The sequence below is a fragment of the Ancylobacter sp. IITR112 genome, from assembly GCF_041415945.1.
Taxonomy (GTDB): Bacteria; Pseudomonadota; Alphaproteobacteria; order Rhizobiales; family Xanthobacteraceae; genus Ancylobacter.
Genome location: NZ_JBGCUS010000001.1, coordinates 3456855 through 3479182, shown reverse-complemented (window position 1 = coordinate 3479182; position 22328 = coordinate 3456855). Strand labels below are relative to the sequence as shown.

20 protein-coding genes are annotated in these 22328 nt (G+C 69.4%); 12 read left to right on the top strand and 8 right to left on the bottom strand.

The features are described 5' to 3' along the window. Nucleotides 1–5 precede the first annotated feature (5 nt). From AAC979_RS16540 to AAC979_RS16530, 3 genes are all read right to left on the bottom strand, one after another. Nucleotides 6–458, bottom strand: a complete 453-nt coding sequence (locus tag AAC979_RS16540; protein ID WP_371347993.1) for a tripartite tricarboxylate transporter TctB family protein — start codon at nt 456–458, stop codon at nt 6–8. 54 nt (nt 459–512) lie between these two features. Then, the gene (locus AAC979_RS16535) at nt 513–1535 is read right to left on the bottom strand and encodes a Bug family tripartite tricarboxylate transporter substrate binding protein (protein ID WP_371347992.1); all 1023 of its coding nucleotides are present in this window, start codon (nt 1533–1535) and stop codon (nt 513–515) included. A 293-nt stretch (nt 1536–1828) separates the two neighbouring features. Continuing rightward, complete coding sequence (locus AAC979_RS16530) at nt 1829–2569, bottom strand: hypothetical protein (RefSeq protein WP_371347991.1); 741 nt, start codon at nt 2567–2569, stop codon at nt 1829–1831. Nucleotides 2570–2748: 179 nt separating this feature from the next. On the opposite strand from AAC979_RS16530, the gene AAC979_RS16525 reads away from it, so the two are divergent. The 7 genes from AAC979_RS16525 (at nt 2749) to AAC979_RS16495 (ending at nt 11506) form a co-directional block, all read left to right on the top strand. Further along, nucleotides 2749–3567 (top strand): alpha/beta fold hydrolase, encoded by an 819-nt coding sequence (locus AAC979_RS16525; RefSeq protein ID WP_371347990.1) that lies wholly within the window; start codon nt 2749–2751, stop codon nt 3565–3567. Between the two features lie 68 nt (nt 3568–3635). Further along, nucleotides 3636–4874, top strand: a complete 1239-nt coding sequence (locus AAC979_RS16520) for an LVIVD repeat-containing protein (protein WP_371347989.1) — start codon at nt 3636–3638, stop codon at nt 4872–4874. Nucleotides 4875–4893: 19 nt separating this feature from the next. Beyond that, a complete protein-coding gene (locus AAC979_RS16515) occupies nt 4894–5922 on the top strand; it encodes a GTP-binding protein (RefSeq protein ID WP_371347988.1) in 1029 nt (342 codons plus the stop codon). 204 nt (nt 5923–6126) lie between these two features. Next, a complete protein-coding gene (locus tag AAC979_RS16510; protein WP_371347987.1) occupies nt 6127–6945 on the top strand; it encodes an exodeoxyribonuclease III in 819 nt (272 codons plus the stop codon). A gap of 94 nt (nt 6946–7039) precedes the next feature. Next, nucleotides 7040–7249 carry a lipoprotein gene (locus AAC979_RS16505; protein ID WP_371347986.1) on the top strand — a complete coding sequence of 70 codons (210 nt, stop codon included), beginning with the start codon at nt 7040–7042 and terminating at the stop codon, nt 7247–7249. A gap of 13 nt (nt 7250–7262) precedes the next feature. Further along, nucleotides 7263–8531, top strand: coding sequence for a diaminopimelate decarboxylase (gene lysA, locus AAC979_RS16500; protein WP_371347985.1), 1269 nt, complete (start codon nt 7263–7265; stop codon nt 8529–8531). Nucleotides 8532–8692: 161 nt separating this feature from the next. After that, on the top strand, nt 8693–11506 hold the full coding sequence (locus tag AAC979_RS16495) for a TIGR02302 family protein (RefSeq protein WP_371347984.1): 2814 nt from the start codon (nt 8693–8695) through the stop codon (nt 11504–11506). 155 nt (nt 11507–11661) lie between these two features. Here AAC979_RS16495 and hpt read toward each other — a convergent pair whose 3' ends face one another. Beyond that, on the bottom strand, nt 11662–12249 hold the full coding sequence (gene hpt, locus AAC979_RS16490; protein ID WP_371347983.1) for a hypoxanthine phosphoribosyltransferase: 588 nt from the start codon (nt 12247–12249) through the stop codon (nt 11662–11664). 206 nt (nt 12250–12455) lie between these two features. Between hpt and ftsE the strand changes: the two genes are divergently transcribed. From ftsE to AAC979_RS16470, 4 genes are all read left to right on the top strand, one after another. Then, the gene (gene ftsE / locus AAC979_RS16485; protein ID WP_371347982.1) at nt 12456–13115 is read left to right on the top strand and encodes a cell division ATP-binding protein FtsE; all 660 of its coding nucleotides are present in this window, start codon (nt 12456–12458) and stop codon (nt 13113–13115) included. Continuing rightward, nucleotides 13108–14136, top strand: a complete 1029-nt coding sequence (locus AAC979_RS16480) for a cell division protein FtsX (RefSeq protein ID WP_371347981.1) — start codon at nt 13108–13110, stop codon at nt 14134–14136. Before ftsE ends, AAC979_RS16480 begins: the two co-directional genes overlap by 8 nt. Nucleotides 14137–14150: 14 nt before the next feature. Further along, complete coding sequence (locus AAC979_RS16475; RefSeq protein ID WP_371349085.1) at nt 14151–14834, top strand: YdcF family protein; 684 nt, start codon at nt 14151–14153, stop codon at nt 14832–14834. A gap of 88 nt (nt 14835–14922) precedes the next feature. Then, the gene (locus AAC979_RS16470; protein ID WP_371347980.1) at nt 14923–15246 is read left to right on the top strand and encodes a hypothetical protein; all 324 of its coding nucleotides are present in this window, start codon (nt 14923–14925) and stop codon (nt 15244–15246) included. Nucleotides 15247–15262: 16 nt separating this feature from the next. Here the strand turns inward: AAC979_RS16470 and AAC979_RS16465 are convergent, their stop codons facing one another. After that, nucleotides 15263–15820 (bottom strand): gamma-glutamylcyclotransferase, encoded by a 558-nt coding sequence (locus AAC979_RS16465; protein WP_371347979.1) that lies wholly within the window; start codon nt 15818–15820, stop codon nt 15263–15265. Between the two features lie 219 nt (nt 15821–16039). Here AAC979_RS16465 and AAC979_RS16460 point away from each other — a divergent pair, with 219 nt between their 5' ends. Then, complete coding sequence (locus AAC979_RS16460) at nt 16040–17125, top strand: DUF2125 domain-containing protein (RefSeq protein WP_371347978.1); 1086 nt, start codon at nt 16040–16042, stop codon at nt 17123–17125. 105 nt (nt 17126–17230) lie between these two features. Here the strand turns inward: AAC979_RS16460 and edd are convergent, their stop codons facing one another. The 3 genes from edd to zwf all read right to left on the bottom strand — a co-directional run bounded on the left by edd (nt 17231) and on the right by zwf (nt 21610). Then, on the bottom strand, nt 17231–19069 hold the full coding sequence (gene edd / locus AAC979_RS16455) for a phosphogluconate dehydratase (protein ID WP_371347977.1): 1839 nt from the start codon (nt 19067–19069) through the stop codon (nt 17231–17233). A gap of 105 nt (nt 19070–19174) precedes the next feature. Then, entirely contained in the window at nt 19175–19867 is a 693-nt protein-coding gene (pgl, locus tag AAC979_RS16450; RefSeq protein WP_371347976.1) for a 6-phosphogluconolactonase, read from the bottom strand. A 267-nt stretch (nt 19868–20134) separates the two neighbouring features. Further along, the gene (gene zwf / locus AAC979_RS16445; protein ID WP_371347975.1) at nt 20135–21610 is read right to left on the bottom strand and encodes a glucose-6-phosphate dehydrogenase; all 1476 of its coding nucleotides are present in this window, start codon (nt 21608–21610) and stop codon (nt 20135–20137) included. Nucleotides 21611–22328: the final 718 nt, after the last annotated feature.

The window sequence follows — 22328 nt, the reverse complement described above, 5'->3', positions numbered from 1 at the left end:
GGACCTCAGATTCCGAGCGGGCCGGCCGGCAGCGCGATGCCGAGCCAGGCGACGAAGACGCCATAGACGAGGCCGATGATGAGCGTCGTGGCGAACAGGCTGGCCCCGAGCGGGCGCCGCTCCAGCCCGAGCAGAAGAAACAGGCAGAACAGGGAGGCGGCAGGAATGAAGCCGACTAACGGAATGAGCAACACCATCAGCCAGAGCCCACCGACCAGCGCGCCGACCCGCGCCATGCCGTGTCGATCTGGGAAGCTGTGCGGCTCCCTATTGTCATCGAACGCGGTGGCCACGAGCAGCGCCAGCGCCAGCGCGCTGCCGATGGCGGCGACCCAGAACGGGGCGAAGGCCGAGCCGGGGGCGAAATCCGCCCAATAGGGCAGTTCCCATGTGCCGGCCAGCACCCCGATGGACAGCGCCAGCAAGGCGAGCGCGGCGATGACATTGGTTCGACGCATGGCGAACTCCCCGCCCGAACAGGCGGGCCGGGGGCGCCCCCCGGCCCGGTCGGTTCACTGCACCGCCGATGGCTTGGCGAGGCCGAGATCGCGCAGCAGCGCGAGATGCTCGTCATGCAGCTTCTGCATATAGGGCTTCACCTCGGCCGCGGGGATCATCCGGCTGCGCAGGAAGTTCTCCCTCAGGCTCGCCTGCCATTCCGGGTTGGCGACCAGCTTGGCGATGGCGTCGTCCCAGAATTTCACCGTCTCGGCGTCGAGCCCGGGCGGGCCGGCGAGACCCCAGGCCTGTCCCCAGACCACGTCATAGCCCTGCTCGCGGGCGGTAGGGATGTCCTTCAGCTCGGGTTCGGTGCGCCGCTCGCTGGACAGGATGGCGATGATGCGCGCCTTGCCGCTCTTCACCAGCGGCATCGCCTCGGACGGGGTCAGGGTGACGAAATCGACATTGCCGCCGAGAAAGGCCGCCTGGGCGGCGCCGCCGCCGTCGAAGGGCACATAGTTGAGCTTGACCTTGCCGGCCTTCTCCACCAGCCCCGCCACCATGTGGTCGGTCGATCCGGACTGCGCGCCGGCGACCTTGACCGAGCGCTCGCGCTGGGCGGCGCGTTCGACCAGTTGCTTCATGTCCTTGATCGGGGAATCCGCCAGCACCACCAGCACGAGATCGCCCTGGATGAACATGCTGATCGGGGTCAGCTTGTCATAGAGCGTCGGCAGCCCCTGGGTGATCGGCGTGGTGAGGATGGGCTGGGCGATGCACAGCACCACATTGCGGTCGCCGGCCTTGCCCATCACGAAATTGCCGGCGACCATCCACGAGCCGCCAGTGCGGTTCTGCACCACCAGCGGGTTGGTGATGATCTTCTGCTCGTTGAGGATCTTGGCGGCGCGGCGCATCAGCACGTCGGGCGTGCCGCCCGGGCTGGTGCCGGTGGTGATCTCGATCGGGCCGGTCGGGGCGCCCTGGGCCATCAGGACGGCCGGGGCGACGACCGTGGCGGCGCCGAGCGCCAAAGCGAGAGCGGCGCGTTTCAGGCATAGGCGAAACGGCCGCGCGACAGAAGCGTGGATCATGTGGCGTTCCTTCCTAGGGGTCATGGCACAGCGTCTTGTGACGTCTTGTGCGGGAAGGAGAGGCTTCCGTAGCGGAGTTGTCAAGTTAAAAGGAAATAATCATCCGCACAGATCCATGTCATAGCGGCATAGGCCAAGTACATATCGGCATGGGTAAAGTACAGTGGCGGTGGGTCTCGCGGGGCGGGCGGCGGAATCCCGGCGGCCACGACCGCGCGACACGGCGGGATGGGTCAGGCAGGGAGTTGCGGGGACGGGGCGTCGCGGAATCAACGGGGCCGGACGCGCGGGGGTCAGAACGCCGGCAGCGGCGGCGCGCCGGGGGCAATGGGGAGAGGCTCGTCGCGCCAGAAGCCCCCGCCGGTCTCCCCCAGCAGGTCGGCGAAGGCCGAGGGCCGGGCAAGCTCGGCAGCGCCGAAGAGATACAGGCCGATGCCGGCCGCCGCCAGCCGCTCGCGCCGCCGCCGCTCCGCCCCCGGCGTGAGGGCGGAGGGGACGAACAGCACCGCCTGCGCCGCCTCGCCGTGCCAGAGCAGCATGTCGACCGGGCAGGGCAGCGCGCCGCCATCCTCGGCGAGCGGCAGCCATGCGCGCGGCAGCGGCAGCGGCGCGGAATAAAGCACGTCCTCCGGCGTGAACAGGCCGGCGAGCGGACGCAGGCGCTCGGCAATCCTGGGGCGGTTGGCAGCGACGACGGCGCGCAGATAAGCGAGATAGCCCTCGATGAACCGCGCTGCCTGGCCGTTCCAGCCGCCGGACAGGCGCCGCAGATGGTCGGCGAGCCGCTCCTGCGCGGTGCGTGCGGGCTCACCCGGCGAGGGCGCCGGCAGGGCGAAGCCCTCGTCGTTCAGGCGCAGAATCCGGCCGCGCTCCACCAGCAGGTCGGGCCCATGGGCAAGCGCCGCCCCCGGCGTCGGCACGCGCGCGGCGCCATAGGCGATGCGGGCCGTCGGGCCGGGCGGGAACGGCCAGACGCCGAGCCGCTCGTGCGCGCCGGGCGCGGGGCCTGCCAATGTCGCGTCGCGCGTCGTCATGTGTCCCCTCCTGCCGGCGGCGCACGATCCGGCGGGCAGACGGAGCCTGTCAACGGCGCCGCGCGCCGCTGCGCGGGGCCGGGCGATCATCATTCCTGATCGGCGGGATAAGAACTTATGGTTTCGCCTCCGCCCGGCCGCGCCGCTAGCGTCCGCCTCGATCAGCAGAGGAAAACGCCATGACGGGGACAACCGGGTTCGTCCGTTCCGCAGAGGCCGAGATCGCCATCCGCGTCGACGGACCGGCGCATCTGCCATGGCTTGTCTTGTCGAATTCGCTCGCCGCCGACATGAGCATGTGGGACGACCAGATGCCTGCGCTCACCCGCAGCCATCGCGTGCTGCGCTACGATTCGCGCGGTCATGGGCGCAGCACGGCGCCCGCCGGGCCCTACAGCTTCGATCACCTGGTTGGCGATCTTCTGGCGGCGATGGACGCCGTGGGCGCGGCGCGGGCCGACCTGCTCGGCCTCTCCATGGGCGGCATGACGGCGCTCGGCGTCGGGCTCGCTTATCCCGAACGGGTGGGGCGGCTGATCTGCGCCGCCGCCCGTGCCGATGCGCCGCTGCCCTTCGTCGCCGGCTGGGACCAGCGCATCGCCGCCGTGGAGAGCGGCGGGATGTCCGCCCTGCTCGGCGGCACGCTGGAGCGCTGGTTTACGCCGGCCCTGCGGGAGGCGCGGCCGGAGACGGTCGACCGCGCGGCGCGGATGATCCTGGCGACGGCGCCGACCGGCTATATTGGCTGCGCCCAGGCGCTGAAACGGCTCGACTATCTGCGTCATTTGCCGGCGATGCGCCCGTCGGTCCTGTTTATCGCCGGGGAAGTCGACATGGCGGCGCCGGTCGCGGCGATGCAGGAGATGGCGCAGGCGACGCCGGAGGGCACCCTCACCGTGCTGCCGGATGTCGCTCATCTCTGTAACATGGAAGACCCCGACGGCTTCACCGCGGCGGTGGCGGAATTTCTCGGCCGGACGCGGCAGGCGGCGGAATAGACGGGTTGGGATCGGCCGCGCCACGCCGCAGGAGACGGCGACGCGCCGGCCGCGAAAGGGAGGACGCCATGCTCGACCACACCAGGCTCGACGATGTGAAGATCGACCTGATCTCCGGGATGCGGCTGATCGGCCATGATCCCATCGCCGGCTTCGGCGGCATTGGCGAGGGCATGTCGCTGCAGCGCGCACCGGATGGGCGGCGCATTCTCTGGCTGGCGCATGAGGGGCCGCCGAAGAACTTCACCGGCGTCGATGTCACCGATCCGCGCCGCCCGAAGGTGATCGTGCAGACCGAGCTGCCGCACAACAAGGTGCGCTCCAACTCGCTGGAGACCTCCGGCGACCTGATGGCGGTGGCCTACCAGACCTATGGCGTGGGCCTCCAGCCGGCGGGGGTGGAACTGTTCGACATCTCGGTGCCGGAGCATCCGCGCTCGATCAGTTTCTTCGACTGTTCCGGCCCGCATTCGCGCGGCGTCCATCAGGTCTGGTTCGTCGATGGCGAATTCGTCCATTGCGCCGCCGGCGCCGCCGACTTCACCCCGCGCAACCCGCTCGACGACCAGGCCTACCGCATCATCGACGTGCGCGATCCGTCGCGTCCCGTCGAGGCGGGGCGCTGGTGGCTGCCGGGCACGGCCGAGGGCGACGACGCCCCCCCGCCGGAACGGCTGAAGATCGACAGCGGCATTCGCTGCCACAACACCAATGTCTACCCCGCCCGCCCCGACCGCGCCTATGTCGGCTATATCGACGGCGGCTTCCATGTGATGGACATTTCCGACAAGTCCCGCCCGCGGGTGATTTCCAGCTTCAACCCGAACCCGCCTTTCCCCGGCTTCGCCCACACGCTGATGCCGCTGTTCGGCCGCGACCTCGCGGTGGCGACGCATGAATGCATCCACGACAACGGCTTTGACTGGCCCAAGCTGACCTGGGTGCTGGACATTCGCCGCGAGGACAATCCGGTGCCGCTGAGCACCCTGCCCATGCCCTCCTTTGAAGAATATGGCCGCAAGGGCGGGCGCTTCGGCTGTCACAACGTGCATGAGAACCCGCCGCGCGACACCGCGCTGCAGTCCGAGACGCTGATCTTCTCGACCCTGTTCAATGGGGGCCTGCGCGTGCACGATATCGGCGACCCGTTGAGCCCGCGCGAGGTGGCGGCCTTCGTGCCCGCCGCCCCGCCCGGCGCGCGGGTGCCGGCGATCCAGCTTAACGAGGTCTATGCTGACGAGACCGGCCTCGTCTATTGCGCCGACCGCCATGTCGGCGGCCTCTATATTCTCGAACTCGACATCTGAGCGGGAGGGCCGCGCGCTCATGCCGGAGGACGACGCGCCGGTTCCCGTGCTGCTGATCACCGGCTTTCTCGGCAGCGGCAAGAGCACGCTGCTGAACCATCTGCTGCGCGACCCCGACATGGCGGCGACGGCGGTGATCATCAACGAGTTCGGCGATGTCGCCATCGACCATCTTCTGGTCGAGAGTGCTATCGAGAACGCCATCGTGCTGCAGAGCGGCTGCATCTGCTGCACGGTGCGCGGCGATCTCGTCGACACGCTGGACGATCTCGGCGCCAAGGTGCGCCAGGGGCTGCTGCCGCCCTTCACGCGGATCGCCATCGAGACCACCGGCCTCGCCGATCCGGGGGCGCTGGTGCACAGCTTGCTCACCGAGCGCAGCCTCGTGGAACGGTTCGCGCTGCGCGCCGTGGCGACGACGGTGGACGCGGTGAACGCGGCGGGCCAGCTCGACGATTTCGCCGAGGCGCGCCACCAGGTGGCACTGGCGGATATTCTCCTGCTCACCAAGACCGATCTCGCCCCCGCCGGTGAGGTGGGGGCGCTGGGCGCGCGGCTGGCGGCGCTCAACCCCGGCGCGGCCCGGGTGACGGTCGTCAACGGCGCCATCAGCCCGCGCGAATTGTTCGCCCTCGTCCCCGACACCCCGGCGCGGGCGCAGGAGGACGTGCTGCGCTGGCTGAATGAACAGGCCTTCGCGCCGGCCCGCGCCGGCACCACCCCGTCGCATGACGGCGACATCCGCGCCTTCGCCCTCACGCTCGACCGCCCGGTGACGCGCGCGGCGCTACGGCTCTGGCTGCGGGCGCTGCTGTCGCTGCGCGGCGGCGATCTCCTGCGGATGAAGGGGATCGTGAATATTGCGGGCGAAGAGGCGCCACTGGTGGTGCATGCGGTGCGGGAATTGCTGCACCCGCCGGTGCGGCTCGCGGCGTGGCCGAGCGAGGACCACAGCACGCGCCTCGTCGTGATCGCCCGCCACATCGCGCCGGAAGCGCTGCAGCACAGCCTGGACATTCTCGCCGGCGTCGCGGCGGCCGATCGGTGACTTCCGTGCCGGCGCTCGGTGCGGATCGCCGGGGCGGACTCCCCTTCGCGGCAAATGCTTGAGAGCGTTTTCGAGCGAGGTGGATACCGGTTCGCGTAAAGAAGACGCGACAAAACAAAGAATTAGATCATTTCACTGTTTCCGTGAAGCCGAGAAATGATCTAGTGTCGCGGCCGATTCCCGCCCCCGACAGGTTCTCCCGCTTTGCCGCTCTCGATTGCTACCTGGAACATCAATTCGGTGCGACTGCGCATCGGGCTCGTCGCCAAGCTCGCCGAGGAACATCAGCCGGATGTCATCTGCCTGCAGGAGACCAAGACGCCGGATGACCGCTTCCCGCTGAAGGAGGCGGCCAAGTTCGGCTATCCCCACGCCGCCATCCATGGCCAGAAGGGCTATCACGGCGTCGCCATCCTCTCGAAACGGCCTTTCGAGGATGTGAGCCGGCAAGGCTTCTGCGACATGGGCGATGCGCGGCACATCTCTGTCGTGCTCGGCCGCGAGGCCGGGCTGTCCGCGCCGCTCACCATCCATAATTTCTACATTCCCGCCGGCGGCGATATCCCCGACCCTGATGTGAACGAGAAATTCCGCCACAAGCTCGCCTTTCTCGACGAGGCAACCGCCTGGGAGCACCTGCACCCGCAGGATCCCGCCGCGCGCTCGGTGCTGGTGGGCGATCTCAACATCGCGCCGCTGGAGGCGGATGTGTGGAGCCACAAGCAGTTGCTCGACGTGGTCAGCCACACGCCGGTCGAGGTGGACAAGCTGGCGAAGCTTCAGGCGGCTGGCAATTGGGTGGATGTGATGCGCAATTTCATCCCGCCGCAGGAGAAGCTCTTCACCTGGTGGAGCTACCGCGCCGCCGACTGGGCGGCTTCCAATCGCGGCCGGCGGCTCGACCATGTGTGGGCGACCCCCGCGCTGGCGCCGACGGCCCGCGCGCTCACCGTGCTGCGCGAGGCGCGCGGCTGGGAGCGGCCTTCCGACCATGTGCCGGTGATCGCCACTTTCGACGCCTGACAGCGGCGATGCGCGGCGCGGCGGGCCTCGCCTTTCCGCAAGCGGCGTTATAGGTTGCCCCTGAACCTGATCCGACCCAGCCGAGGAAGCCTCCTTGTCCCGCGCTCTCTCCCGCCTGTGCCGCACCTTTGCTCTTACGCTCGCGCTCGGTGGCGCGCTGGCGCTGGGCGGCTGCGGCGTGAAAGGCCCGCTGGAGCCGCCGCCCGGTTCGCCGCAGGCGCAGCCCGGCCCGGACGGCAAGGTGCCGAAAGATACCGGCCCGGTGAAGCCGAAGACGCCTTTCATCCTCGACGGCCTGCTCTGACCACCGAAGCGCCATGCACCATTTCGCCTATCGTGACGGCATCCTCCACGCCGAGGATGTGAGCCTTGTCGATATCGCCCGCGCGGTCGGCACGCCGTTCTACGCCTATTCCACGGCGACGCTGGAGCGGCACCACCGCGTGTTCACCGAGGCTTTCGCCGATATGCGCACCACGCTGTGCTACGCGGTGAAGGCCAATTCCAACCAGGCGGTGATCCGCACCTTCGCCAGGCTCGGCGCGGGGGCGGACATCGTCTCCGGCGGGGAGTTGAAGCGCGCGCTGGCGGCGAGCGTGGAGCCGCACAAAATCGTGTTCTCCGGCGTCGGCAAGACCCGTGAGGAAATGGCGGCGGCGCTCGATGCCGGCATCATGTGCTTCAATGTCGAGAGCGAGCCGGAACTGCTCACCCTCTCGGAAGTCGCGGTGAGCCACGGGGTGGCGGCGCCGGTCTCGATCCGCGTCAACCCGGACGTGGACGCCAAGACCCATCACAAAATCTCCACCGGCAAGTCCGACAACAAGTTTGGCATTCCGGTGTCGCGGGCACGCGAGGTCTATCGCCACGCCGCCGCCCTGCCGGGGCTGCGCATCACCGGCGTCGACATGCATATCGGCAGCCAGATCACCGATCTCGGCCCGTTCGACAACGCCACCGCGCTTCTGGTCGAACTCGCCCGCGACCTGATGGCGGAGGGGCACCCGCTCACCCATCTCGATCTCGGCGGCGGGCTCGGCGTGCCCTATGTCGCCGGCGAGGCCGAGCCGCCGCTGCCCTCCGCCTATGCGGCGCTGGTGAAGCGGCACACGCATAATCTCGGCCTCGGTCTCGTCTTCGAGGTTGGGCGCATGCTGGTGGCCAATGCCGGCATCCTCGTCGCCCGCGTGCTCTATGTGAAGGAAGGCGAGGGCAAGCACTTCGTCATCGTCGACGCGGCGATGAACGACCTGATCCGCCCGACCCTCTATGACGCGCATCACGAGATTTTGCCCGTGCGCGAGGCGGTGCCCGGCGAGGGACAGATGGTCGCGGATGTGGTGGGGCCCGTGTGCGAATCCGGCGATTTCCTGGCGCTGGGGCGCCGCCTGCCGGGGCTGAAGGCGGGCGATCTCATCGCCGTCATGACCGCCGGCGCCTATGGCGCGGTGCAGGCCTCCACCTACAATACGCGCGCTCTGGTGCCGGAAGTGCTGGCGCGGGGTGGGGAATTCGCGATTGTGCGCCCCCGCGTCGAGGTGGACGAACTGATCGCGCTCGACCGCGTCCCCGCCTGGCTCGCCTGAGCCCGGCCGGCGCCGTCTTGCCGCGCAGGGCCTGTCGCGGCTTCACGATCTGCTGATGGGTTGAGCGTGCCCGTTCCGGCGGCAGGGCTGGCGTGCCGGTGTCGCCATGTTAAGGTGACGCTGGGGCTGGTGTGGACCTGAGAGCGTCGGAGGTCGGCCGCGTGACGGCAACACCGGATGGAACGGAAGGCGAAGGCCGCCCGGCGGCGGGGGTGAACCCGCGCGCCGACAGGATGCGGGCCGCAGCCGGCGACAGGCGCGCGGCCGAGCCGGGCTCGACCGCGGCGCGCATGGAGGCGGCGCTCCGGCGCGCGCGCGGTGTGCTGCTGTGGGAGCGGGTCTGGCCCGCCATCGTCGCATTCGGCGCCGCGCTTGGCGTCTTTCTCATCGCTTCCTGGCTTGGCCTGTGGCTGGCGCTGCCGCCGCTCGGCCGCATCATCGGCCTTGTCCTGTTTGCCGCGCTGTTCGCGCTGGCGCTGGTGCCGGCGCTGCGCATCCGGCCCCCTTCGGCGCGCGAGACGCTGGCGCGGCTCGACCGCGAGAGCCATCTGCCGCACCGGCCGGCCACCGCCCTTTCCGACCATCTCGCCTCGAAGCCCGACGATCCCGTCGGCGCCGCGCTGTGGCGGGCGCATCTGGCGCGGATGTCGGCACAGATCGGCAGCCTGCGCGTCGGCCTGCCGTCGCCCGGCATCGCCGCCCGCGACGGGCGCGCGCTACGGGCGCTGGTGCTGCTCGGCGTGATCGCCACCTTCTTCATGGTGCCGGGCGAGCATCTGCGCCGCATCGCTTCCGCCTTCGACTGGGCCGAGCTGGTGCCGCCCAGGCCCTACCGCATCGACGCCTGGGTGGACCCGCCGGGTTATACCGGCCGGGCGCCCATCCTGCTGCCGGGCCTGCGCTCGCAGGAGGTGGCTCAGGGCGTCGCCGCGTCGCCCGAGGGGGAGGGGCCGTCCTATGAGGCGAGCGCGATGACGGTGCCGGCGGGTAGCGAGCTGGTGGTGCGGGTCATCGGGCTCGATGAGGCCCGGCTGGAGACGCAGGGCGGCCTCGCCGCCGCGCCGCAGGAGGGCAAGAGCCCGACCGTGACCGATGCGTCACCCGCTAAACAGGGCGCCTCCGCCCGTGCGCCTTCCGCGCAACCCGGCGCCGCGACCGAGGAACGGCGCTTCGTCATCGCCGCCGATGGCATGGCGCGTATCGAAGGGCCGGATGGCCGCTCCGTCTCCTGGCATTTCCGCGCTCAGCCCGATCTGCCGCCGACCATCGAGCTGACCAAGGAGCCGCAGGCGTCGGGCAATAACGCGCTGGCGCTGAGCTACAAGGCCGAGGACGATTACGGCATTGCCGGCGCCGAGGCGCGCTTTACCGCCGTGCCGCCGCCGGCGCCGCTGCACGCGCTGAAGAACGCCCCGGCTCCTGCCGCTCCCCGCCCGCTGGTCGAGGTGCCCAATTTTCCGCTGCCGCTGGTCGGCAGCCTCTCGCGCATGGCGAGCGGGCAGACGACAAAGGATTTCACCGAGAATCCCTGGGCCGGGACGACGGTGGAGATGGTGCTGGTGACGCGCGACCAGGCGGGCAATTCCGGCCAGTCCGCGCCGCGCGTCTTCGCCCTGCCGCAGCGCGCCTTCTCCAACCCGCTGGCGCGGGCGCTGATCGAGCAGCGACGCCGGCTCGCGCTCGACGCCAATCAGCGCGAGCGGGTGCAGGCCGCGCTCGATGCGCTTGCCATCGCGCCGGAAGCGTTCACGCCCGATCCCTCGCACTATATCGGCCTGCGCACCGCCTATTACCGGCTGGCCAATGCCCGCAGCGACGACGATCTGCGCGGGGTGGTCGACTATCTCTGGGAGGTGGCGGTCCGCATCGAGGATGGCGACCTCTCCGATGTCGAGAAGCGGCTGCGCGACGCGCAGCAGGCGCTGCAGAACGCGCTCGACAACAATGCGTCCGACGAGGAGATCGCGCGGCTGACGCAGGAACTGCGCGACGCCATGAACGAGTTCATGCAGGCGCTGGCCGAGGAGGCGCGGCGCAACCCGAACCGCGCTGACAACCAGCCGATGGACCCCAACACCCGCACGGTCCGCCCGCAGGACCTGCAGAAGATGCTCGATCGCATCGAGGACATGGCGAAGAACGGCGCGCGCGACGCGGCGCGGCAGATGCTGAGCGAATTGCAGAATATGCTGAACGGCCTGCAGGCCGGTCGTCAGCAGCAGCGCCAGCAGGGGCAGAGCCAGATGTCCCAGTCCATGGACCAGCTCGGCGACATGATCCGCCGCCAGCAGCAATTGCGCGACCGCACCTTCAAGGAAGGGCGCGACGGCCAGCAGGATCAGGCCTTCAACGACCTCAGGCAGAATCAGGAGCAGTTGCGTGACCAGCTACGCCAACTGCGTGAGAAGATGCAGCAGGCGATGCGGGGCCAGGGTCAACAGGGCCAGCAAGGGCAGCAGGGCCAACAAGGGCAGCAAGGCGAGAACGGCGAGGGCCAGCAAGGTCAGGGCCAGCAAGGGCAGGGCCAGCAAGGGCAAGGCCAGCAGGGGCAGGGGCGCGGCCAGGGCCAGGGCATGCCGGGCGAGAACGGTCTCGCCCAGGCCGAACAGGCGATGCGCGAGGCCGAGCAGGCGCTGGGCGAGGGCGACGGCACCGGCGCGGTGGACGCGCAGAGCGAAGCGCTGCAGGCGCTGCGCCGGGGCGCCCAGCAAATGGCCGAGGCGATGCAGCAGCAGGGCGGGCCCGGCGGCGAAGGCCCGGGCGGGCCTTCCGGCCAGCGCGCCGAGCGCACCGACCCGCTCGGCCGGCCGATGCGCTCGCGCGACTATGGCGACGACAACACGGTGAAGGTGCCGGAAGAATTCGACATGCAGCGCGCCCGCCGCGTGCTGGAGGAACTGCGCCGCCGCTTTGGCGAGCCGGACCGGCCGCGGCTCGAACTCGACTATCTCGAACGGCTGCTGCGCGACTTCTGAGGCCGGTCCGTCATCCCAGAACAGCTGCAGGCCGTATCCGGGATCGGCTGCCGATGCTGGCAAGCGGGCTCGGCAGGCGATCCCGTCTCTCCGCTTCGCTGCGGCTGGGATGACGAAAGGGAAATGCGTGCCGGCGCGAGCCGCCACCGCCGCCGCTATTTCTCCGCTTCGGGGATGTAGCCGATGAAGGGCAATTGGCGGAACGCATGCGAGACATCCATGCCATAGCCGACGACGAAATAATCCGGGCATTTGAAGCCGACGAAATCCGCCTCGATCTGCACCGCGCGCTTGTGCGGCTTTTCCAGCAGCACGCACACCATGACCCGGCGGGCGCCGCGCGCGGCGAGCAGATCCTTGGCGAAGGCCAGTGTCCGGCCGGATTCGAGAATGTCGTCGATCAGCAGCACGTCGCGCCCGCGCACATCGGTCTCAATATCGCGCAGCACGGTGACATGGCCGGAGGAAATGCGGGCGTCGCGATAGCTCGACAGGGTGATGAACTCCACCTCCGGCGCCAGCCCGGCATGGTGCATGGAGCGGATGAGATCGGCGGCAAAGACGAAGCTGCCCTTGAGGACGGCGATCACCACCAGCTTCTCCGGCGCGGCCTTGACGATGTCCGCGACCAGTTCACGGTTGCGCTCGGCGATGGTCTCGGCATCGAACAGCACCTCGATCCGGGCATTGCGAGAGCCGTGCCCGGCATCGGCGGCGGTCGGGGCGGTGGTGTCTTCGGTCATCGGCTTCCTCTTGCCCGGCGGGTGACGCGCACGCAACTGGCGCGGCTTGTGCTTTGCCGGCAGGATGAACGGGGCATCGCCGCGCGTCCAGCGGGGTTTCCCGTTACCGGCGCCCGCGCCTGTCTTTTGCGACGCCGTGCACACGCTATGTTAGAGGTCGCGGCATCAGAATCAGCGGGCACCATGTCCCGTCGAAGGATTGAGTCTTGGTTCGCTTCGAAAATGTCGGCCTGCGCTACGGCATGGGTCCGGAGGTTCTGCGGGATGTCACCTTCGGCATTCCCCCGCATTCCTTCCAGTTCCTCACCGGCCCGTCCGGCGCCGGCAAGACGACGCTGCTGCGGCTGCTGTTCCTTTCCCTGCGCCCGACGCGCGGGCTGATCACCATTTTCGGCCGCGACGCCGCCAAGCTGGCGCCGGACGAGACGGCGGCGCTGCGCCAGCGCATCGGCATCGTGTTTCAGGATTTCCGCCTGCTCGACCATCTCAGCACCTATGAGAATGTGGCGCTGCCGCTGCGCGTGCAGGGGCGGGAGGAATCGAGCTACCGGGCGGAAGTGACCGAATTGCTGCATTGGGTGGGGCTGGGCGAGCGCATGCATGTTCTGCCCCCGGTGCTCTCGGGCGGCGAGAAGCAGCGCGCCGCCATCGCCCGGGCGCTGATCAGCCGGCCGGAAATCCTGCTGGCCGACGAGCCGACCGGCAATGTCGATCCCAGCCTGGCGCGCCGCCTGCTGCGCCTGTTTCTCGAACTGCACAAGAGCGGTACATCCGTGTTGATCGCGACCCACGATATCGGGCTGATGGACCAGTTCGACGCCCGCCGCCTTGTCATCAATCAGGGGCGCCTGACCGTCTATGACTGAACATCGAGCCACGGGATCGGGACGGCTGGCGGCCATGGCCGGGCGGCTGCGGGCGCCGGCGGCCGAGCGCGCCGCCGAGCGCGCCGCAAAGCCTGGACCCGGCGCCGCGGGCGCCTCCGCCGGCAAGTCGGCGGCGCAGCGGCCGATCGTGCCCAGCACCACGGTGACGACGCGGGCGCTGATCGCGGTGATCGCCATCATGACGTTTCTCGCCGGCATCACCATCGGCGCGGTCTCCGCCGTGAGCAATGTCGCGGCCGAGTGGACCGCCGACATTGCCCGCGAGGCGACGATCGAGATCAAGCCGGGCGACGGGCTGGATGTCGACGCCGCTCTGGCCAAGGCGGTGGAACTCGCCAAGTCGACGCCCGGCATCGCCGACGCGACGGCGCTTGACCCCGCCGCCACCGCCCGCCTGCTGGAGCCCTGGCTCGGCGCCGGGCTCGACCTCGCCAATCTGCCGGTGCCGCGGCTGGTCACGGTGAGGCTCGGCGCGACGGCGGATGCGCAGACGCTGGCGGCGCTGCGCGAGGTGCTGACCCGGCAGGTGCCTTCCGCCACGCTTGACGACCACCGGCTCTGGGCGGAGCGGCTCGCCGCCACCACCCGCACGGCGATGACGATAGGGCTGGCCGTGCTGGCCCTCGTCGCCACCGCTACGGTGCTGTGCGTCACTGTCGCCACCCGCGCCGCGGTGGAAGCGGCCCGCTTCGTGGTGGAGGTGCTGCATTTCGTCGGGGCGCGCGATACCTTCATCGTCTCGGAGTTCCAGCGCCACTTCCTCACCGTCGGCCTGAAGGGCGCGGCGGTGGGCGGCGGTGCGGCCATCGCGCTGTTCTTCCTCGGGTCGACGGTGCCATCCTGGCTGCGGGTCGACCAGCAGGTGGATACCTTCGTCGGTGCGATGACCATCGACGCGCGCGGCTATGGCGGCATCATCGGTGTGGCGGTGCTGGTGGCGCTGGTGACGACGCTGACCTCGCGCCTGACGGTCTACCGCACCCTGCGGGGCATCAGCTAGGCAGCGCCGTGTCCATGCTCTCCCCTTCCGATCCCGCGCATGCGCCGATGCCGAGCCGGCCGCGCCGCCGGCCCGCCCAGTGGCTGTGGCTTCTCGCTGCCGTGCCTCTTGCGGCGCTGCTCGCGCTGGTCGCCGGCTTCGCCCTTTTCGTCGCCGGTATCGAGGGCCGCGATGCTCAGGCCGGGCGCCGTGCCGACGGCATTGTGGTGCTGACCGGCGGGTCCGAGCGCATCGCGGAGGCGACCAATTTGCTGCTGGAGGGGCGGGGCAAGCGCCTGCTGATCACCGGCGTGCATCCCGACACCACACTCGACGAGATCATGCGCACCGTGCCGGCGACGCGCGAGGCGCTGGAATGCTGCGTCGAACTCGGCCGCGCCGCGCTAAACACCCAAGGCAATGCCATCGAAGCCGGGGAATGGGCGAAGGCGCATGATTTCCGCTCGCTGCTGGTGGTCACCTCCGCCTGGCACATGCCACGGGCCCTGGTGGAACTGCGTCGCACCACGCCCGGCATCACGCTGGTGCCCTATCCCGTCGTGCCCCGGCGCGCCGCCGAGGGCGGTCCCCCGACGCTGGCCGGCCTGCGGCTGCTGGCGGTGGAATATGTGAAGTTCCTCGCCGCTTCGCTCGGGGTGCGGGCCTGGCCGGCGGTGACATCGCAAATGCGTGAAACCGGGCGCCTGCCCCCGCCCTAAGGGGTCTTGTCAAGGGAACCTTCAGCATCTTCGCGGATTCCTCCACAGAACGGTTGACGCCGCAAACAGATGTTCTAGATTTGTTCCCATGATGACACGCGACACCACCCGCTTTGATTCGCTTGAGGATGCCGGCCCGCTCAGCGCCAGCGGCCTGCTGGCGCGTCGCTTCCGCCTGTGGCGCGGCACTGATGGCCGTCGGCAGGTCTATTCCGTCTATGCCGCGGAGGAGGCGCCGGACTATCCCGCCGCCGTCGCCATCGCGGTGCGGATGGAAGGCACGCGCCGCATCCCGGTCTGGGCCGGCCCGGCCGGGGCCAAGGCCCGCAGCGCCGCACTGGCCACCGGCGCGCAGGAAATCCATCTGCGCGTTCTGCCCGACGCCGACAGCGGCACGCTGGCGCCTCTGTGAGGGGCGGGCGCCCTGTTCACAGTCGGGCCACCAGCCAGCCGATTTCCTCGTCGCGTATGCCGAGTTCGGCTAGATGCCGGGCGGTGGCGGTGACGTAATCGGCATTGGGGCCGCCCATGCCGTGGCCCTGCCGGATAAGATGCAGCCGCTCCTCCAGCGTGAGTTGGCCGGCATATTGCGCATGGCTGCGATCGACCAGAAACACTACGGCCGGCACGGTGCGCGTGCTTCCATCCTTTAGCCAGACCCGGCGCACCGCCTCGCGGTAGATGTTGGTGACCTGCTCGCGCTCGCGCAGATAGGTAAGCGTCGCCTCCGCCAGCGCCGGTGCGACCCGGAAGGCGATGCCGATGCAGGCGCCGCCACGGTCGAGGCCGAGCACCAGGCCGGGCCGTTCCGGCGTTCCCCGCCAATGCACCGACTTCACGCAGAAGGAGCGATGCGCGCCGATCAGCTTGCCCGGCACACGCTCCTCATAGGCGAAACCCGGATTCCACATCAGCGAGCCATAGCCGAACACCCAGAGCGGCTCGCCCGGCGCGAGGGAATGGGCGAAGGAACCGGCGGCGGGCATGGCGGACACCTGGAGTGGCGAGGGGGCACTTGGCGCGGCGGCGTGACTCGGCGCGCGGCACCTCTCCTGCTTGCCTGCCTCCGCGCTCTGGCGCAAGCCGGGCGCAGCGCCTAAACCGGGAGGCGGCGGCGCCGGCCGACGCGCAGGCACGATCTGCCCGCCTTAAGCCTGCCGTATCGGCGTTCGAGCCTGCGCCGCCCGCCTAGCTGGAGTTCTCCCATGACCGCTTCCGATGCCCGCCCCGATCCTGCCGCCCCCCGGCGTCGGTGGCTGATTGCGCTGCCTTTCGCGGCGCTGGTTCTGCTGGGCATCGGCTGGTCGTTCCTGTGGTACTGGAGCGCGGGCCGGGCGGAAGCCGAAATCGACGCCTGGATGGTGCGTGAGGCGGCGGAAGGGCGCAACTGGACCTGCGCCAGCCGCGAATTCGGCGGCTATCCTTTCCGCTTCGAACTGATCTGCGACGCACCCACCGTCACCTTTGCCGGCCCCGAGGCATGGAAAGCAACGATGACCCGCGCCCATGCGGTGGCGCAGGTGTGGAACCCCCAGCATATCATCGCGGAATTCGAAGGCCCTTCGGTGCTGACGCAGGCCGGGAGCGGCCGCGAGATCACCGCCACCTGGTCGCTGCTGCAGGTGAGTGGCGTTGGCCGGGCCGGTCAGGCCGAGCGCGTCTCCATCGCCGCCAATGACTATGCGCTGGCGGAGGGCGGGGCGACGGTGTTCTCCGCCCGCCATGTGGAACTGCATGTCCGCCATCATCCCGGCGAGGCGACGGGCACGCTCGACATCGCCTTCGGCTTCACCGGCGCGAGCGGCATGGCGCTGAGCGCGACGCCCCGCACCAGCGGCGTCGCGGCGGCGCAGGCGGCCGCCCAAGCCGCGAAGTCGATCGACGGCGAGGTGGAGGCGACGGTGACGCAAGTGCCGCCGTTCCGCGCCATGCCGGAAGCCGAGCGCCTCGCTTTATGGCAGCAGGCTGGCGGGCGGGTGCAATTGCAGCTCGCGCGCATCACCGGGGGCGGCGGTGCGCTGAGCGCCTCCGGTGATCTCGGCCTCGACGCCCAGATGCGGCCCGATGGCCGGCTCGACCTCGCCGTGGTCAAGGCGCAGCCGCTGTTCAGCGCCCTGGCGGCGGCGGGGCTGATGCCGGACTTCCTCGCCAATCTCGCCCCGGCGATGATGATGGCGGGGATGCCCACCACGGTGGACGGGCAGAAGGCGAGTTCCTTCCCCTTCAGCTTCCGCAACGGACAGGTGATGCTCGGCATGCTGCCGCTCGGCAAGATCGGCCCGCTTTATTGAGCCGGCCGTCATCCCGCACGACCGTAGGTCGATCCGGGATCGCGCGGGCGTGAGAACGATCCCGGCTCTGCGGCTGCGCCGCCGGCCGGGATGACGCCTCGCCCCTCACACCGCGAAGATGCTGGCCCCGGTATCCGCCGTGCCGACGCAGGCGCGGAAGGCGGCGAAAAGTTCGCGGCCGACCCCGACATGAGAGGGGGCGAGATTGGCCGGGGCCGGCGCCCGCTCCGCCCACATTTCCGGCTCCACCAGAACCGTGAGCGTGCCGGCCACTGCGTCGAGCCGGATAATGTCGCCATTGCGGATCAGCGCGATGGCGCCGCCATCGGCGGCTTCCGGGGTGACGTGGATCGCCGCTGGCACCTTGCCGGAGGCGCCGGACAGGCGTCCATCGGTGACGAGGGCCACCTTGTGGCCGCGGTCCTGCAGCACGCCGAGCGGCGGCATCAGCTTGTGCAGTTCCGGCATGCCGTTGGCTTTCGGCCCCTGGAAGCGCACCACGGCGACAAAGTCACCGGTGAGCGACCCGGCCTTGAAGGCGGCCTGAAGCTCCTCCTGGCTGTGGAACACCCGGGCTGGCGCCTCGATGATGTGGCGTTCGGCAGCGATGGCGGAGGTCTTGATCACCGCCTTGCCCAATTCGCCCGCCAGCAGCTTGAGCCCGCCCGTGGGCTGGAAGGGCTCCCCGGCTCCGCGCAGCACGGCGGTGTCGCCGCTCGCCTCGGCCCCCTCGCGCCAGCCGAGTGTGCCGTCCTCGCGCAGCACCGGCTCCTGCGTATAGGCATCGAGCCCGCCGCCCCACACGGTTTCCACGTCCGCGTGCAGCTTGCCGTCGGCGAGCAGTTCGCGGATGACGAAGCCCATGCCGCCGGCAGCGTGGAAATGGTTCACATCGGCCTTGCCATTGGGATAGACGCGGCAGAGCAGCGGCGTCACCTCGGCGAGGTCGGAGAAATCGTCCCAGGTCAGGGTGATGCCGCCCGCCGCCGCCATGGCGACGATGTGCAGCGTGTGGTTGGTCGAGCCGCCGGTGGCGTGCAGGCCGACAATGCCGTTGACGAAGGCCTTCTCGTCCAGCATGCGGCCGACCGGCACATAATCATTGCCGAGCGCGGTCATCGCCATGGCGCGCTCGGCCGCCGCAATGGTCAGCGCCTCGCGCAGCGGCGTGTTGGGGTTGACGAAGGAGGCGCCGGGCAGATGCAGGCCCATGATCTCCATCATCATCTGGTTGGTGTTGGCGGTGCCGTAGAAGGTGCAGGTGCCCGGCCCGTGATAGGACTGGCTCTCCGCCTCCATCAGTGCCTCGCGCCCGACCTTTCCTTCGGCGAAGAGCTGGCGGATCTTCGCCTTCTCGTCATTGGGCAGGCCCGAGGTCATCGGCCCGGCGGGAATGAACACCGCGGGCAGATGGCCGAAGGAAAGCGCGCCGATGACGAGGCCGGGCACGATCTTGTCGCAGATGCCGAGGAAGACGGCGGCGTCGAAGGTCTGGTGCGACAGGGCGACGGCGGTCGCGAGCGCGATCACGTCGCGCGAGAACAGCGACAGTTCCATGCCGGCCTCGCCCTGGGTGACGCCGTCGCACATGGCGGGCACGCCGCCCGCCACCTGCGCCGTGCCGCCGGCGCGGCGCGCGGCGGCGCGGATCAGCGCGGGGTAGCTCTCATAGGGCTGGTGGGCGGACAGCATGTCATTATAGGCGGTGACGATACCGAGATTGGCGCCGCTGCCTTCGCGCAGCATGGCCTTGTCGGAGGGGCCGCAGGCGGCGAAGCCGTGCGCCTGGTTGGCACAGCCGAGCTTGGCCCGGCTCGGCCCGCGCTCGGCGGCCTCAGCGATCCGTTCGAGATAGCGCGCGCGGGCGTCACGCGAGCGCGTGGCGATGCGCTCGGTGACCTCGCCGATGCGGGCATTCACATGGGACGGAATGGCAGTGGCCATGCGGCTCTCCTCAGGGTCGGCGGCGGCCGGCAGGTCCGGCCGGTCTTCGGTGGCGGCGGCCCGGACGGGCCGCCGGGACGGCAGGCGGAAATAGGCGCGCCCGGCTCAGGGGCACCAGAAGATGTCGAGCGCGGGCTTCGCCCGCAGCACGGCACGTATCGGCATGTCGGTCGCCGGGCCCTCGCCCAGCGCCTTCGCCAGCACCGGGCGCTTGGCTTCGCCCTCGATGTGCAGGGCGAGCGCGTCGGCGGCCAGCAGTACCGGCAGGGTGAGGGTGATGCGCGGCTCGCCGGCATCGGGAGCGCGCATGGGAATGAGACCGAGCGCCGCGTCAGGGTCGATGGCCTCGCTCAAATGGTCGCCGCCGGGGAAGAAGGAGGCGGTGTGGCCGTCATCGCCCATGCCGAGAATGGCGCAGGCGAGCGGCCAGGAGATATCTTCCAGCGCCTCGTTGACGGCGAAGAGCCCGTCTTCCGGCGTCGGCGCGTCATTGGCAAGGGGCACGAATCGCACGGCTGCAGCCTTGTTTTGCAACAGGTGCTGGCGCACCAGTCGGGCGTTGGAACGGTCGGAGGTCTCGCGTACCCAGCGCTCATCGACGAGGGTGACGGCGATCTTGTCCCAGGGCAGGTCGCGGGTGGAGAGCTCCTCGAAGAAGCGGGTGGGCGTGCGTCCGCCGGAGACGGCGAGGCTGGCCATGCCGCTGCGGGCGACGCGCGCGGCGAGCGCCGCGCTGGCGAAATCGGCGACCGCGCGTGCGACCTCGGCGCTGTCCTTCAATTCGTGCAGTTCCGGCATGCCCGGCAGTCTCCCTCTCGTGCCGGCCCAAGCCGGCGCCTCTACGGATCGCGGCGCCTGAGGCGCCAGCGGTCAGTATAGGGCAGTTGTGCGACGACCGGAGGCCGGTCGCCGCACGTCTGGTTGAGCGCCCACGGGTCCCGGCGGGGCGCGGTGGTCACGGCAGGCGCCGGTCAGGCGCCGTCTTCCAACCCAAAGGCGCCGGTCAGGCGCCGTCTTCGAGCCCTAAGGCGCCTCTAGGCGCCGTCTTCGAGCCCCAAGGCGCCGCTAGGCGCCGTCTTCGAGCCACGTGCGGCCGTCACGCTCGATGAGGGCGATGGCGGCCGAGGGCCCCCAGGTGCCGGCGGTGTAGGGGCGCGGCGGTTCCTTGGCGTTGCGCCAGGCCTCCAGGATCGGATCGACCCATTTCCACGCCGCCTCGACCTCGTCCCGGCGCATGAACAGGGTCTGGTTGCCGCGCACCACGTCGAGAATGAGGCGTTCATAGGCATCCGGGTTGCGCACCTTGAATGCCTTGGCGAAGCTCATATCGAGCGGCACATGGGTGAGGCGGATGCCGCCGGGGCCGGGATCCTTGATCATCAGCCACAGCTTCACGCCCTCGTCCGGCTGCAGGCGGATGACGAGCCGGTTGGATTCGATGGTGCCGACATTGGCGTCGAACACCGAATGCGGCACCGGCTTGAAGCCGACGACGATCTCGGAGACGCGCGAGGCGAGGCGCTTGCCGGTGCGCAGATAGAAGGGCACGCCGGCCCAGCGCCAGTTCTCCACCTCCGCCTTGACCGCGACGAAGGTCTCGGTGCTGCTGGTGGAGGAGCCGAGTTCGTCGAGATAGCCCGGCACCGCGCCGCCCGCCGAGGCGCCGGCGCGGTACTGGCCGCGCACGGTGACGGCGGCCATGTTCTGGTCGTCGATCGGCTTGAGCGCGCGCAGCACCTTCAGCTTCTCGTCGCGCACCGCGTCGGCGTCGAGCGAGGCCGGCGGTTCCATGGCGACGAGGCAGAGCAACTGGAGAATGTGGTTCTGCACCATGTCGCGCATGGCGCCGGCGGTGTCGTAATAGCCCGCGCGCTCCTCGACGCCGAGCGCTTCGGCCACGGTGATCTGCACATGGTCGATATGGGCGTTGTTCCACAGCGGCTCGAACAGGGCGTTGGCGAAGCGCAGCGCCATCAGGTTCTGCACCGTCTCCTTCCCGAGATAATGGTCGATGCGGTAGACGCGGTCTTCCGGGAAGATGCGGCCGATCTGCTGGTTGAGCGCGACGGCCGATTTCAGATCCTTGCCGATCGGCTTTTCGATGACGACGCGGCCCTTCTCGGCGAGGCCGTATTTGCCCAGCCGCTCGCAGATCGGCCCGAACAGATGCGGGGCGGTGGCGAGATAATAGACCGGGATATGCTCGGGGAAGGCGCCGACGCGCTGCGCCAGCTCCGGCCAGCCGCCATCCGCGTCGGCATCGGCGGCGACATAGGACAGGCGTGCGAGGAAGCGGTCGACTTCCGGTCCTTCCAGTTCGCTGGCGGGGATATGGTCGGTCAAGGCCTGGCGGGCGAAGGCGCGGAACTGGTCGTCGCTGAGCGCCCGGCGCGAGACGCCGATAATGGTCGCGTCCTCGGGAATCTGCCCGTCGAGGTCGCGGTGGAACAGCGCGGGGATCAGCTTGCGACGCGCAAGGTCGCCCGTCGCCCCGAAGACGGTGAGGGTGAAGGGCGCCACCGGAATTACGCGGCTGGTCATATGGGCGGTGTCTCCTTGGCGTCCCATGCCCGGGACGGGAGGTGGATCGGTTCGTTTCGCGCGGCGGGCGGAAGCCGTGTTTCCCGACCCCGGTTCACCCGACTCCTAGCAAAAACGATTCCGCGCCGCGACCTAGCCGGGCGACGAACCACAGCCGCCTGGTTGCCGCTGCGCAGCGCGCGCGTGGCCGGCGACGACGGGAGAGAGAATCCATCGCCGTCCAGCACAATGCCTATGTTGCATCGCAACAATATGGCGAGAAAGTGGGCGAGTCAGGGGCGAAAAACGGCGGAGGGCGGCGCCGCAAGTATTCGCCGGTCCCGCGCTTCTTGTGCACCTGCGTGACGACACGTCGGCGGGCTGTGCCCTACCTGCCGCCGCGGCCGCGGCGTGAGCGGCGAAAAGCCCGGAAAAACGGCTTTTGGTTCAATCGTTTAAGTAATAACGTATTCATCCGTACATTATAAGGTATGGAGTATACCAAGATTGGTATGCCAAATACAAAATAACAGTAATACGTAATACCAGTTGACCTTGCGCCGCAACATTGGACTTTCGAATTATCGCTTGGCTTTGGCTTATTCTTGGTACAAGTTATTCCACAGAATATCCGGCGGAGAGACACAACAACGCCCCCGGCTATCGAGGTCACGCCCCGCTCCGCGGCGGAAGGCTGGACCCAAACGCAAGAGCCGACCAGCCAATGAGTCGGCCGTTC

What these genes read in the sequence shown, in the direction of transcription:
- AAC979_RS16525 (WP_371347990.1), top strand. Translation starts at nt 2,749, where the DNA reads ATGACGGGGACAACCGGGTTCGTCCGTTCCGCAGAGGCCGAGATCGCC.
- pgl (WP_371347976.1), bottom strand. Translation starts at nt 19,867, where the DNA reads ATGCCGGAACTGCACGAATTGAAGGACAGCGCCGAGGTCGCACGCGCG.
- zwf (WP_371347975.1), bottom strand. Translation starts at nt 21,610, where the DNA reads ATGACCAGCCGCGTAATTCCGGTGGCGCCCTTCACCCTCACCGTCTTC.
- AAC979_RS16540 (WP_371347993.1), bottom strand. Translation starts at nt 458, where the DNA reads ATGCGTCGAACCAATGTCATCGCCGCGCTCGCCTTGCTGGCGCTGTCC.
- AAC979_RS16480 (WP_371347981.1), top strand. Translation starts at nt 13,108, where the DNA reads ATGACTGAACATCGAGCCACGGGATCGGGACGGCTGGCGGCCATGGCC.
- edd (WP_371347977.1), bottom strand. Translation starts at nt 19,069, where the DNA reads ATGGCCACTGCCATTCCGTCCCATGTGAATGCCCGCATCGGCGAGGTC.
- AAC979_RS16515 (WP_371347988.1), top strand. Translation starts at nt 4,894, where the DNA reads ATGCCGGAGGACGACGCGCCGGTTCCCGTGCTGCTGATCACCGGCTTT.
- hpt (WP_371347983.1), bottom strand. Translation starts at nt 12,249, where the DNA reads ATGACCGAAGACACCACCGCCCCGACCGCCGCCGATGCCGGGCACGGC.
- AAC979_RS16530 (WP_371347991.1), bottom strand. Translation starts at nt 2,569, where the DNA reads ATGACGACGCGCGACGCGACATTGGCAGGCCCCGCGCCCGGCGCGCAC.
- AAC979_RS16535 (WP_371347992.1), bottom strand. Translation starts at nt 1,535, where the DNA reads ATGATCCACGCTTCTGTCGCGCGGCCGTTTCGCCTATGCCTGAAACGC.
- lysA (WP_371347985.1), top strand. Translation starts at nt 7,263, where the DNA reads ATGCACCATTTCGCCTATCGTGACGGCATCCTCCACGCCGAGGATGTG.
- AAC979_RS16460 (WP_371347978.1), top strand. Translation starts at nt 16,040, where the DNA reads ATGACCGCTTCCGATGCCCGCCCCGATCCTGCCGCCCCCCGGCGTCGG.
- AAC979_RS16520 (WP_371347989.1), top strand. Translation starts at nt 3,636, where the DNA reads ATGCTCGACCACACCAGGCTCGACGATGTGAAGATCGACCTGATCTCC.
- AAC979_RS16470 (WP_371347980.1), top strand. Translation starts at nt 14,923, where the DNA reads ATGATGACACGCGACACCACCCGCTTTGATTCGCTTGAGGATGCCGGC.
- AAC979_RS16475 (WP_371349085.1), top strand. Translation starts at nt 14,151, where the DNA reads ATGCTCTCCCCTTCCGATCCCGCGCATGCGCCGATGCCGAGCCGGCCG.
- AAC979_RS16465 (WP_371347979.1), bottom strand. Translation starts at nt 15,820, where the DNA reads ATGCCCGCCGCCGGTTCCTTCGCCCATTCCCTCGCGCCGGGCGAGCCG.